The sequence below is a fragment of the Rhizobacter sp. P5_A1 genome, from assembly GCF_056400745.1.
In genome coordinates, this window is sequence record NZ_JBFUKR010000018.1 from 42,642 (window position 1) to 54,558 (window position 11,917).

The 11,917-nt window shown below is 66.9% G+C and carries 13 protein-coding genes; 9 read left to right on the top strand and 4 right to left on the bottom strand.

The window, feature by feature from the left end:
- Nucleotides 1–14: 14 nt before the first annotated feature.
- Both AC1DTW_RS18900 and AC1DTW_RS18905 read right to left on the bottom strand, forming a co-directional pair.
- A complete protein-coding gene (locus tag AC1DTW_RS18900) occupies nucleotides 15–743 on the bottom strand; it encodes a lasso peptide biosynthesis B2 protein (protein WP_477982872.1) in 729 nt (242 codons plus the stop codon).
- Between the two features lie 295 nt (nucleotides 744–1,038).
- Nucleotides 1,039–1,170: a rubrivinodin family lasso peptide gene (locus AC1DTW_RS18905; protein ID WP_477982873.1), complete on the bottom strand. Its 132-nt coding sequence runs from the start codon at nucleotides 1,168–1,170 to the stop codon at nucleotides 1,039–1,041.
- Between the two features lie 310 nt (nucleotides 1,171–1,480).
- On the opposite strand from AC1DTW_RS18905, the gene AC1DTW_RS18910 reads away from it, so the two are divergent.
- Nucleotides 1,481–2,569 carry a transposase gene (locus tag AC1DTW_RS18910; protein ID WP_477982874.1) on the top strand — a complete coding sequence of 363 codons (1,089 nt, stop codon included), beginning with the start codon at nucleotides 1,481–1,483 and terminating at the stop codon, nucleotides 2,567–2,569.
- 269 nt (nucleotides 2,570–2,838) lie between these two features.
- On the opposite strand, the gene AC1DTW_RS18915 is transcribed toward AC1DTW_RS18910, so the two are convergent.
- Both AC1DTW_RS18915 and AC1DTW_RS18920 read right to left on the bottom strand, forming a co-directional pair.
- Nucleotides 2,839–3,783 carry a LysR substrate-binding domain-containing protein gene (locus AC1DTW_RS18915; protein WP_477982875.1) on the bottom strand — a complete coding sequence of 315 codons (945 nt, stop codon included), beginning with the start codon at nucleotides 3,781–3,783 and terminating at the stop codon, nucleotides 2,839–2,841.
- A gap of 6 nt (nucleotides 3,784–3,789) precedes the next feature.
- Nucleotides 3,790–4,287: a thioesterase family protein gene (locus AC1DTW_RS18920; protein WP_477982877.1), complete on the bottom strand. Its 498-nt coding sequence runs from the start codon at nucleotides 4,285–4,287 to the stop codon at nucleotides 3,790–3,792.
- Between the two features lie 155 nt (nucleotides 4,288–4,442).
- Between AC1DTW_RS18920 and AC1DTW_RS18925 the strand changes: the two genes are divergently transcribed.
- Genes AC1DTW_RS18925 through AC1DTW_RS18960 form a run of 8 tightly spaced genes read left to right on the top strand, consistent with a single transcriptional unit; the run spans nucleotide 4,443 to nucleotide 11,913 of the window.
- Complete coding sequence (locus AC1DTW_RS18925; protein WP_477982878.1) at nucleotides 4,443–5,606, top strand: thiolase C-terminal domain-containing protein; 1,164 nt, start codon at nucleotides 4,443–4,445, stop codon at nucleotides 5,604–5,606.
- A 2-nt stretch (nucleotides 5,607–5,608) separates the two neighbouring features.
- Entirely contained in the window at nucleotides 5,609–6,007 is a 399-nt protein-coding gene (locus AC1DTW_RS18930; protein ID WP_477982880.1) for a Zn-ribbon domain-containing OB-fold protein, read from the top strand.
- Complete coding sequence (locus tag AC1DTW_RS18935) at nucleotides 6,004–6,453, top strand: MaoC family dehydratase (protein WP_477982881.1); 450 nt, start codon at nucleotides 6,004–6,006, stop codon at nucleotides 6,451–6,453. The genes AC1DTW_RS18930 and AC1DTW_RS18935 overlap by 4 nt, the downstream gene beginning before the upstream one ends.
- The gene (locus tag AC1DTW_RS18940) at nucleotides 6,450–7,202 is read left to right on the top strand and encodes an SDR family oxidoreductase (protein ID WP_477982883.1); all 753 of its coding nucleotides are present in this window, start codon (nucleotides 6,450–6,452) and stop codon (nucleotides 7,200–7,202) included. The genes AC1DTW_RS18935 and AC1DTW_RS18940 overlap by 4 nt, the downstream gene beginning before the upstream one ends.
- A gap of 31 nt (nucleotides 7,203–7,233) precedes the next feature.
- Nucleotides 7,234–8,274 (top strand): ABC transporter substrate-binding protein, encoded by a 1,041-nt coding sequence (locus AC1DTW_RS18945; protein WP_477982884.1) that lies wholly within the window; start codon nucleotides 7,234–7,236, stop codon nucleotides 8,272–8,274.
- Entirely contained in the window at nucleotides 8,163–10,037 is a 1,875-nt protein-coding gene (locus tag AC1DTW_RS18950) for an ABC transporter permease (protein WP_477982885.1), read from the top strand. Before AC1DTW_RS18945 ends, AC1DTW_RS18950 begins: the two co-directional genes overlap by 112 nt.
- A complete protein-coding gene (locus tag AC1DTW_RS18955; protein WP_477982886.1) occupies nucleotides 10,034–11,107 on the top strand; it encodes an ABC transporter ATP-binding protein in 1,074 nt (357 codons plus the stop codon). The genes AC1DTW_RS18950 and AC1DTW_RS18955 overlap by 4 nt, the downstream gene beginning before the upstream one ends.
- Nucleotides 11,104–11,913 carry an enoyl-CoA hydratase gene (locus tag AC1DTW_RS18960; RefSeq protein ID WP_477982887.1) on the top strand — a complete coding sequence of 270 codons (810 nt, stop codon included), beginning with the start codon at nucleotides 11,104–11,106 and terminating at the stop codon, nucleotides 11,911–11,913. Before AC1DTW_RS18955 ends, AC1DTW_RS18960 begins: the two co-directional genes overlap by 4 nt.
- Nucleotides 11,914–11,917 lie beyond the last annotated feature (4 nt).

Sequence of the window (11,917 nt, forward strand, 5' to 3'; positions counted from 1 at the left end):
GTGCGCCGGCTCGGCTACACGACCAGGATCGGACGGAACTGTCGGACCGTCTCGTGCTGATCGTTGAGCACGATCGATCCCATCTGAACCCATGAGTGGGCGGCAAACGGGCGGGTCTTCACGCCGATGACCCATCGCGGGAACACGCCCTGCGACGCCAGGAAGCCGACGAGCGCCAACGAGTCGTGCAGACAGTTTTCGTGAGCGGTGAGGACGAGAGGCCGCAGCCGCGCGTACGTCGCGGTTCCGGTCCGTGCCGCAGCGAGCGAACTCGAATCCGACACTGGCAGTAGCCGGTCGCGGCGGGCCTGCACTGCCGTCGCGATCGCCTGGAGCGAACGGCAACGCATCCACCAGGACGTCTGCGCGGCGCTGCGAAGGAACTGTGCCAGGCGCCACGCCCCGATGCCGGCATTCGTGACGCCATGCTCGGCGTCGAGTGTCGTGGTGGCCTCCTCGACCGTGGCCTGCGGCGGCCGCTGCGACGGCGTATCCGCCAACAGCCCTCGCGCCAGGAGGCTCGCCACCAGCTGGTTCGCCGCCGTGGAAGTGGCGCCTTCGCGCAGCGCGTTCGGGCTCCGTGGCCAGCCGTCCACGCGATCGGCCAGTGCGCCGGACCGTGCGCCGCCGATGCCCACGTATCGGCCGTTGCGCAAGTCAAGCAGGATGACCTGCCCGTCACTCGCACACGCGCGAACGTGCGGCGCAAGCCCCAGCCGTTGACCCGAAGTCTCGGTGCGCATGGATGTCTCCTGAAACGATGCCTGTGGCATGCGGTCATCGACGTTGCAGGCGAGGTGGCCGAGCCCGGGCGATTCCCGGAAGCCGCGGGCTGACCTGGATGGCTTGGCGGACGGTGAGGCACGCGGGCCAGCGAGCAAGTCACTGGCACGCCATCGCATGTGAGCCTTGGCTCGTCTCGGGCCGCAGGGCCGGAGTCGGGGCGCCGTGCCGGACAGCAGGTTCGAGTCCGGCGCTTCGCGCAGCCCATGGGGACGCGCGCTGCTTTCGGCGTCGCGCGTCCTTCTCACTCAGGCGTCAGGCGAACTGACCCGGGATCGCGGGGTTTTCCTCGTGGAGGTGCGGCTGGGGCACGCCCATGGTGACCTCTTTCGCGTCGCCCAGTTCGACGACCTGCAGTTCCGCTTCGGTTTGAGATGTTTCGTTCATGACTACTCCGTCAGTTGAGGTTTGTGACCACCCTCGGCCGGGTCGGCCTCGGGCAGGTGCAAGTTAGTCTGCTCGATCCTCTCGGTCCACAGGCTCGCGCGGATCCCTGCAGGCGTTCGGTCTCGCTCGTCCACGGGGATTCATCCGCAGCGCGGCCTGGGCGCCGTTCGAACACGCCGCGACGCCTGACAACGATGCCCTACTCGTTCGGCGGGAGGAATGCGCAACGCTCGGCTTGCTCGACCGAACGTACGTGGCGGTATTGCCAACTTGGGGATGAGTGAGGCACCGCCGGGTTCGTCAATGGGTGATGCGCCCCGCCATCTCTCCCGACGAGGATCGGGTGGTCGAGCCGACTGCATGGAGTCTGTGCTGGCAGGCCGCGGTGGGGAGGCAGTTCTTCGCCCACGCAGACGATCGGGGATCGCTGGTCGATCGGATCAGGGGGCGCCTGATTGGCGCCCATGAGCGCGAGGGCAGGGTGCTGATCGACTACGTGCTGCTTCCGACGGAAATCCACGCCGTCACGTGGATTTCCCCCGGCGAATCCGTCGGTGGAGTCGCGCGCGCGTTCGGCAACGTGTTGTCCAGGTGGGTGCGAGAAGAGCAGCCGGTTCGAAGTCCGGTACTGGCCGGCCCCTATCGGGCTCAGCCTCTGCACTCCGTCGAGGCCTTGCGCAACGAGTTTCGGATGCTCGCCTGGCGCGCGGTGGTGCTGGGACTGTGCTCGACGCCGACTCACTATCCCCACGGAGCGCTGCGCATCGCTTCGGGGCTGTCGACGGGCAGGGGATTCAACGCTCGGCCGATGCTGGACCACTTTGGGACGACGGTTCCCGATGCGCGAGTGGCTCTGCGTCGCTGGATGAAGTACCGTCCGTCCGAGCAGGAATGGCGCGCATGGGAACTCACACGAGGCTTGGAACTGGCCACGGGAAGCGTGGGCCCGCGTCAAACGATGGCGAAGGCGGTGGACGCTCCCGCAGCGATGCTGATTGCCGCCGGCGGCACTTACGGAGTCGACGGCGCGCTGGATCTGCTCGCGACTTGGAGTTCCGCGAAGATCCATGCCGCGAGCCCGCCGAACCTGCACGCGGAGTCAAGCGCCATGGCGGCGAGAGGGCGGGCGCTGGTCGGATGCCTGGCTGTGAACCATCGCCTTTGCTCGGCAGCTTCGGTCGCGCGCTACTTTCATCGCGCGAAGGCCACGCTGAGCGAGCAGATGAGCGTTTGCCGGGCACGTCCCTCGGATCGAATCATCCTCGGCACCCCGTTGCGCAGGATCTTGGAGGAAGCTGCATCGCTCCAGGCGACGCGCGCACGATGCGCAGGCCGGTCGAGGTCGTGCGACGTGAACGCACAGGTTGAGACGGCGGACTGTCGCTGCGCGACAGACTGAGTTGCGCCTTTCGTCCGCCGCGCTGTAGCTCGATGCGGATCTCTCCCTCGACTCTCGGCGCTGGCAGCGCCAGCGGGGCGAGCGTCGGGCCGGGCATGGGAACGTCTTCCACTGGCCCCGTCTGTCCACCAGCCTTCGACTTCGGCGGTCGCGGGATCTCCGCGTTGATCGCCCACTTGCGCAGGATGTTCGCGTTCAGGCTCTGCCCAGTGCCACCGCCGCCGCCGACACGCCAGGGCGCCCGCATCCCTCAATGACCGCGCCGTGCATCAGGATTTCCGCGGAAGGCTTGCGCTGCGCGGCGCTGGGCGCACGTTGCCGGCTGGTGGCACGGACAGGGTCGCGGCGAGCCAGCGCTTCACGGTGGTCAGCGTGGGATCGTTCCACTTTGCCGCCGGCGCCACGAAGTAGTAGCCGCCCATCTGAAAGGTGGATTCGATTGCCTCGACGAGCTCTCCGGACTCGAGCCTGTCCCAGCAGATCAGGTCACTGACGAGGGCCACGCCTTGTCCGAGGCGCGCGGCCTCCAGGGTCAGGTGCCCCTGCCAAAGGCGCGGTCCGCGCAGGCGGGGAACGTCGGTGACGCCGTGAGCGTGGAGCCAGTTCTCCCAGAGCACGGTGGACTTCTCATGCAGCAACGGGAGCTGCAGCAGGTCGCCGGCGGAAGCAACCGGCGGGCATCTTCGCAGCAACGTGGGGCTTGCGACGGCAATCACCCGGGGCCGCACGAGCAGCTCCGAGCGAAGCCCGTCGCGTGTTTCAGGCTGCTCCAAGAACACGATCTCGGCATCGGCCTCGTCGCGATCGAAGTCGGGTCGTGTGATGGCGGGCTGCAGGATGACTTCCGTGTTGCCGAGGCTGGCTTCGAGGATTGGCAGACGAGCCAGTAGGCGGTGGCTGGCAAGGCCCACCATGCAGCAGATGTGGATCGCATCGCCGCGTCCGTGCGCGAGCTCGGCGGTGCCTTCCTCGAGCAGGTCGAAGGCCTTCCTGGCCTTGGCGGCAAAGCGCTCTCCTTCGCGGGTCGTCTTCAGACCGCGTCCGTCCTTCTGGACGAGCGGGATCCCGACGGCCTGCTCCAGGTTCTGGATATGGCGGGATACGACGGTGTGCGAGACGAGAAGTTCCTCCGCCGCCGCCCGAACGCTTCCCGTGCGGCTGAAGGACTCGAAGGCCCTGATCGGCAGCAGCGGCGGGAGCCTGCGACGTGCCATGCTCGGCTAGCCGGACGCTGCATTCTTGCAACGCATGAGCAGGTCCCGGCCGGCGTGCGCCGGCTCGGCACGATGCTCGGCGACGACTCGCTGCAGCCGGGCGCGCGCCGCCTCATGGAACGGCACCGTGCGCCGCGTCTCCAAATCGGCGTGAAGGCCCATCTGCTCCTGCGTTGCGCAGGCCCCGTCGACGCCTTCACTGCGCAGCTCGAGCCACATGTGCACCCGGACGTGATCGACACCGACGAGCCGAAGCGTCACTTCCAGCGGGGCGCCGACCCGCAGTTCACGCAGAAACCGCACCCGGGCATCCACGATGAACAGCCCGTGTCGTGCACGCCTCGTGTAGGCCAGACCGAGGTCCACACGGTCCAGGAGGTCGTACGTGACGTCGTCGAACAAGGCCACGTAGCGTGACATGTTCATGTGGTCGTAGGCGTCGATCCAGTCGGCCTTCACGACATGACCGCGCGAGACGAACGGGTCGGGCATCGGGTCGGACATTGCGCTTCGCATGCTCCGCAGTCTAGCGCCGCTCAAGCCGGACTAACCCTTTGATCGGTGCTTTGCATGCACAAATGGCGCGCAGTCTAGCTGCTTGTTGCGATCCGGTCCGGTTCCTAAGATGCACTCAACGCAGCTTGATACAGGGAATTGCCTTGAAGCTCTCCGGCGCCGCAGCCATCGTCGGCATCCACGAATCGCCTTTGCGGGATGCCGCCCGAGTGCACCCGTTCGCACTGCAGATGGATTGCGTCCTGGCGGCGCTCGACGACGCAGGCCTCGCGCTGTCGGACGTCGACGGCTTGTGCAGCGCTTCGGGCGACTGGGCCGAAGGTGGCGCCATCGAAAGCGTCATCGAGTTTGCCGAATATGCCGGCATCAGACCCACCTGGTTCGACGGCACCGATGTCGGCGGCTGCTCGTACATCGCGCATCTGGGCAAGGCCGCCACGGCCATCGCGGCAGGCGTTGCCGACGTCGTCGTCATCAGCTACGCGGCCTGTCCGCGGTGGTGGCCGCTCAACACACCGTCCTTCGATCCGTTCGTGTATCCGGCAGGTCCGGGCCAATACGAGCTGCCCTACGGTCCTACACTGATCTCGGCATACGGCATGTTTGCGCAGCGCCACATGCATTTGTACGGCACCACGCCGGAGCAGCTCGCGCAGGTGGCCGTGACGTTCCGGGCGCATGCGATCGCCAATCCGCAAGCGCGGATGCGCAAGCCCATCACCGTCGAGGATGTCCTCGCTTCGCCGATGGTGGCGTCGCCATTGCACCGCCTTGACTGCTGCGTGGTCACGGACGGCGGTGGCGCCATCGTCGTCACGAGCCGCGAGCGCGCGCGCGAGCTGAAGCAGAAACCGGTGCACGTGGCGGGCTTCGGCGCGGCGATCCATCGCACGCAGCTCAGCCAGATGGATCGGGACATCCATACGCCTGCGACGCTCTCCGGCCCTCGTGCCTTCGAGATGGCCGGGCTCGTGCCTGCCGATGTGGACGTCGCGCAGATCTACGACGCGTTCACCATCACCCCGATGCTCGCACTGGAAGACCTGGGCTTCTGCGGCCGAGGGGAGAGCGGCGCCTTCGTCGCGGACGGCCACCTGGGCATCGACGGCTCGTTGCCCACGAACACCGATGGCGGCGGCCTGGCTTCGAACCATCCCGGCAAACGTGGCATCTTCACCATCATCGAAGCGACGCGGCAGTTGCGCGGCGAAGGCCCGGGGGTGCAGGTGCAGGACGCCGCGGTGGCGATGGTGCACGGGCTGGGCGGCACCTTTTGTTCGGCCGCGACGGCGCTGCTCACGCTCTGAACATGACCGCCCCCCATCTCCCCGTTGCGGACGCACTGAGCAGCACCTATTGGCAGGGCACGCGCGAGCACAAGCTCATGATCCAGCGATGCCCGGTCACGCAGCGCTACCAGTGGTACCCGCGCGGGCATTCCGTGCATTCGCCTGGTGCGAGGCCCGAGTGGGTGCAGGCGAGCGGACGCGGGCGCCTGTTCACCTACTCGGTGATTCATCGCGGCAACGGCACGACACCCGTCCCGTACCTCTGCGCCGTGATCGAGCTCGAGGAAGGCGTCCTCTTCACGTCCACCCTGAAGGGCATCGACGAAGCCGCCGTTCGCATCGGAATGCCGGTCGAAGTCGGCTTCGAGGACGTGGGTGCGGATCTTGTACTTCCCTTCTTCATGCCGGCAAATCCATGACCCAACGAATCACACTTGAGGCGATCGCGCCGGGGGACACCTTCAACTCCAGCCGCGTGACGCTCACCGAAGCGCACATCGTGTGGTTCGCAGGCCTGACCGGCGACTTCAATCCTCTGCACATGGACGAACAGGGTGCGCGCGAGGGTCCGTTCGGACGGCGAATCGCGCACGGAATGCTCTCGTACTCGATGAGTACGGGCATGCGCTCGCGCATCGACGACTGGGAGATCCTCGCGTTCATGGAGACGAGTCGCAGGTTCAAGGGGCCGGTGTTCGCCGGTGACACCCTGCACTACGTCGCCAACGTCACGGAAGTGCGCCACAGTACGACGAAGCAGGACCGGGGCATCGTGCGTGTGGCCATGTCGCTGCGCAACCAGGACGGCAGCGTCGTGCAGGAGGGTGAGGACGTGTTCTCCGTTGCCACCTCGAGCCCGGTATGACGCGCCGCCTCGAAGGCCGCGTGGCGTTCGTGACCGGCGGCACGGGCGGGATCGGCTCCGCGATCTGTGGCCGCCTCGCCGACGAAGGCGCGGCAGTGATCGTGGCCGATCTGCCTGCCGCAAATCCCCTGGCCCTTGCAGAGCAGCTCCGCGCAGCCGGCCAGGACGCATGCGCCGTGGCCCTCGACGTCGCCAGCCGCGAAAGTTGGGACGCGGCGAACGCGGGCTTGGCCGAGCGCTTTCGGGGCTGGCAGATTCTCGTCAATGTCGCAGGCATCGTGCGCGATCGTTCGATCGCCAAGATGACCGATACCGAGTGGGACGCCGTGATGAACGTGAACCTGCGCGGTGCCTGGCTCGGATGCCAGGCCGCCTTCGCTTCCGTGCAGCGCAGCGGCTGGGGACGCATCGTGAACATCGCATCCACTGCGATCTTCGGCACCTTCGGCCAGGCGAACTACTCGGCCGCCAAGGCCGGGCTCGTCGGTCTGACCCACACGGCAGCGCTCGAAGGGGCAAAGCGGGGCATCCTCGTGAATGCCGTCGCGCCGGGCGTGATCGACACCACCATCACGGCGGGCGTGCCCGATTCCGTGAAGGCGCACTGGCTGGCGAAGACGCCGCTGGGCCGCATCGGGCAACCATCCGAAATCGCCTCGACCGTGGCCTTCCTGGCTTCGGACGATGCGAGTTTCATCACCGGCCAGACCATCGTTGTCGATGGCGGCGCCACCACCGGCGATTACTGAGCGCGCCGCTTCACACCCTGGAGATCCAGCCATGACACAGCACATGACCCGGCGCCGCTTCGTGCAGTCCGGTGCCGCCGCAGCCGCGGCGATCGGGCTCACGCCTCTGCAGCAGGCGGCTGCGCAGGATGACCCGCTCTACCAGGCGGCAAAGAAGGAGGGCAAGCTCTCCTTGTACTGGGGGACGTACGAACAGAAGACGGCGGAGGAATTTCGCGACGCCTTCAAGGCGAGGTATCCCGGCATCGAAGTCAGCCTGCTGCGTCAGGCCTCGCAGACCGTGTACAACAAGCTGCGCCTCGAATTGCAGAACAACGTGGCCGAGTGCGACTCGCTGGGCACCACCAACATCCTCCATTTCATCGAGCTCAAGAACGCCAATGCGCTGCTCGCGCATGTGCCGCAGGACTCGGCGGCGCTGTCCGCCAGCCTGCAGAGGCTCGATGCGGACGGCACGTACCACGTCGGCGCGGTGAGCCTGACCAGCATCAACTACCAGCCGGCCAAGGTGAAGACGCCTCCCGTGGGCTGGAAGGCACTGCTCGACGAAGAGTGGCAAGGCAAGATCACCATCGGCAGCCCCACCGCGTCGGGCGACGTGGCGAGCTGGGTGGTCGCGATGCGCGCCAAGTACGGTGACGACTTCCTGCGCCGTCTGGCTCGCCAGCGCCCGAAGATCGGCCAGTCGAACGTCGACACGGTGACAGACATCCTTTCGGGCGAACGCGTGGTCGGCGCGGCCGCGCCGTTCAGCTACACGCTGGCGCAGAAGGCGGCGGGCAATCCCATCGATGTGGTGGTCCCCGCCGATGACCTGATCCTGAACCTCGGCGTGATGGGCATCCCGAAGAGCGCACCTCACCCGAACGCGGCGAAGCTGTTCCACAACTTCCTGTACTCGCGCGAGGTGTCGCAGATCCTGTCGAAGAACTTCTGGCCGACACTTCGTGCCGACGTGCCGTGGGCCGAGGGCCGCTCGCTCGAGAAGCTCAAGTGGTATCGCAATTCACCGGCCAACCTGTCCGCCGAAGTGGCCGAAGGCATCGCCAAGTGGAAAGAGATCATGCGATGAGCAGCGCTGCCGGCACACCGCCGGAAGTGATGCGCAGCGCAGGTGCCTTCTCCCTGGGGGGCCGGCTGCGGCAGCTGCACCTGTCGAAGGTGCTGGCCGTCTCCGTCGTGCTGGCGAGCCTGCTGCTGCTGGTGCTGTACCCGTTCGGATGGGTCGCATTCAACAGCCTGCACGACGACACGAGCAAGGGCTGGTCTGCGGCCAACTACCTGACCCTCTTCGCCGAGAAGGACCTCTACAGGCCGATGCTGAACTCGGTGCTGCTGGCCGGCGCGGTCGGCGTCGTCTCGGTGCTGCTGGGAGTACCCGCCGCGTGGCTCGCGGGCCGCACCGACATGCCGGGCCGGCGGCTGGTGCGCACCCTCACGCTCGCCGCGTTCGTCACCCCCTCCTTCGTTGGGGCGACGGCCTGGATACTGCTCGCCGCGCCGAACTCGGGATGGCTGAACCACGCGTGGCGGTGGGTCGCGGGAACCGAAGATCCGCTGCTGAACATCTACTCGATGGCGGGCACGGTGTTCGTGAGCGCGATCTACACGGTCCCCTTCACCTTCACCATCGTCAGCAGCGCGCTGGAGTCGATGGCCGTCGAACTCGAAGACGCCGCGACCACGCTCGGCAGCGGCACCTGGCACACGATGGCCCATATCACGATCCCGCTCGTGCTGCCCGCCGTGCTGGCCGGCTTCATCCTTTCCTTCATCCAGGGCATCACGCTCTTCGGCGTGCCGTCCTTCCTGCTGGCACCGAGCGGCACCCAGGTGGTGACCACGCGCCTCGCCGAGCTCTTCCAGCAGTTCCCGCCCCAGCTGAACCTGGCCGCTGCCTACTGCATGCCGCTGTTGCTGATGACGGCATTGCTTTTCACGTTGCGCAGCCGCGTGCTGGGCCGCAGGCGATTCACGGTCATCTCCGGCAAGGGCCGGTCCGGGCGCATCGTGTCGCTCGGTCGCTGGCGCTGGACCGCGTTCGGCGTGGCCATGCTGGTCCCGGTCGCGGCCATCGTGATGCCGTACACGGCGCTGCTCGTGGTGTCGCTCAGCAAGGCCTGGGGCCGCGGGCCCGGCATCGACAACCTGACCTTCGACTGGTACGCGAAGGTGCTCGTCGGCAACGTGGAGACGCGCACGGCCGTGGTGAACTCCTTCACCTACGCCATCGCAGGCGCCACGCTGTGCGTCGCGCTCGGCGTCGTCGTCGCCTATCTGGTGGAGCGCCGCTCGGTGAAGTGCATCTCGCTGTTCGCGGGACTTGCATCCATGCCGATGGTGATACCGGGGATCGTCCTGTCGGTCGGGTTCTTCGCGGCGTTCACGCAGGCGCCGTTCAAGCTCTACGGCACCTCCTGGATCCTCATCGCGGCCTTCTGCGCGGCTTTCCTGCCCATCGCCTTCGCGCAGTGCAGCGCGCTGCTCAAGGGAATCTCACCCGACCTGGAACGCGTCGCGCGCAGCCTGGGCGCGAGCGAAGTGCACACCTTCCGCGAGATCACCGCGCCGCTGCTGCGCAATGGGCTCGTGGCCGCGTGGCTGCTGGTCTTCATCCCGATCATCCGAGAGCTCTCGGTCGCGGTGTTCCTCATCACGTCGAAGACCAACGTCCTGACGACCCTGATCTACAGCGCCAAGGACGGCGGCGACTACGAGTCCCTCTGTGCCATGAGTGTGCTGCTCATCCTGAGCACGCTCCTGTCGATCGCGATCGCGCACCTTGCCGCGTCCAGGGCGCGCCGTTCCATCCCCGAACCCGAGGCTTCCACATGAGCCACATACGAATCCAGCAACTGAGCAAGGCGTACGAGAGGCAGCGGGCGCTCGCCGGCATCGACCTCAACATCGCGGACGGTGCCCTGCTGGCACTCCTCGGCCCCTCCGGTTGCGGGAAGTCGACCACCCTGCAGCTCCTCGCGGGCTTCGAGGTCCCCACCACCGGCGAGATCTGGGCGGACGACCAACTGCTGTCGAGCCCGAAAGGCGTCGTCAGCCCGGACAAGCGCGGCGTCTCGCTCGTGTTCCAGAACTATGCGGTGTGGCCGCACATGACGGTGGCCGAGAACGTCGCGTTCGGGCTCAAGCTGCAAAGGCTCGGGAGTGCCGAGTTCCAGAAGCGACTGGACCAGGCGCTTCAGAACGTGCAGCTTTCGGCCCTGCGCGAGCGCTATCCCGCCGAGCTCTCGGGGGGTCAGCAACAACGCGTCGCGCTCGCGCGTGCCCTCGCCGTGCGGCCTCGCATCTTGCTGCTCGATGAGCCGCTCTCGAACCTCGATGCGCACCTGCGCGAAGAGATGCGCTTCGAGATCCGGCGGGTCCACGACATGCTGGGAATCACCACCGTCCTCGTCACGCACGACCAGGCCGATGCGCTCTCGACCGCCGACCAGGTCGCAGTGATGAACCGTGGCCGCATCGAGCAGATCGGCACGCCGCAGGAACTCTTCGCGCGACCGACGAATGCCTTCGTCGCGAAATTCATCGGAAGCAACAACGAATTGCGCGGCATTCACCTCGGCCAAGGTCGGGTGCGCGTCGACGGCCAGGAACTCCACGGCAACTTGCCGCACGCGCTGGAAGAGGGCGCGCCCGCATCGCTGTGCATCCGGCCGTCGCGCGTCATGCTCAAGTCCGGTGGGGCGGGTGCCGCCAACATGCTCCGGGGCCGCGTCGTCCGCGCGTCGTACCTGGGGGAATTCAGCGATGTGCTGGTCGACGTCGGCCCCGAGCAGACGATCCGGGTCAACCTCGATCCAGGCATCGACGTCTCGGTGGGCGAAGAAGTCACGCTGCACCTGCCGGCCGCGCAATGCCAGGTGTTGGCCCCGGGAGCCACGGCATGATCATCGATGACCTGCCCTCCGACGAAGAGATCGTGCGCAGGCGACTGGGCGTGGTCGAGTGGATCATCTTCAACCGGCCGAAAGCGCGCAACGCCATCACGCATTCGATGGAGGCAAGCCTCACCGCCATTTTCCGTGGGCTGAACTCTGACGCCACCGTTCGCGCTGTGGTCCTTACGGGCGCCGGCGGCGCGAAGCCAGCCTTCATGGCCGGCGCCGACATGGGCGACCTGCAGGCCGCCGTCACGATCGAGAACTCCATGCACATGGAGCAAACCTCGGAAGACATGCTCACGGCGCTCGAACAGGTTCGTGCGCCGGTGATTGCGGCCATGGCCGGCGCGTGCGTGGGGCAGGGCGCGCTCATCGCCAGCGCGTGCGACGTACGGCTCGCGGCGGCATCGCTCAAGTTCGGCTTTCCCATCGCGCGCACGGTCGGCAACAGTCTCTCGCTGAAGAACTACGCACGCCTGGCCGCCCTGATCGGGATTGCCCGGACCAAGGACCTCGTGTTCGACCCTGGCCTGTTCGACGGTGTCCATGCCAAGGACATCGGGCTGGCGAAGGAGTGCCTGCCCACGCAAGCTGCGCTGCTGGAGCGGGCGCAGGCCCTGGGCGAGGCGCTTGCCGCCTTGGCACCACTCACGCTGTGGGCAACCAAGGAATCGTTGCGTCGGCTGCGCGATGCCGCGCTCCCGCAGGAGGCCGAGAACGACCTGCTGCTCTCCTGCTACCTCTCGAGCGACTACCAGGAGGGCATCGCGGCTTTCATGGCCAAGCGCACTCCCGTCTTCACAGGCCGCTGAAGCG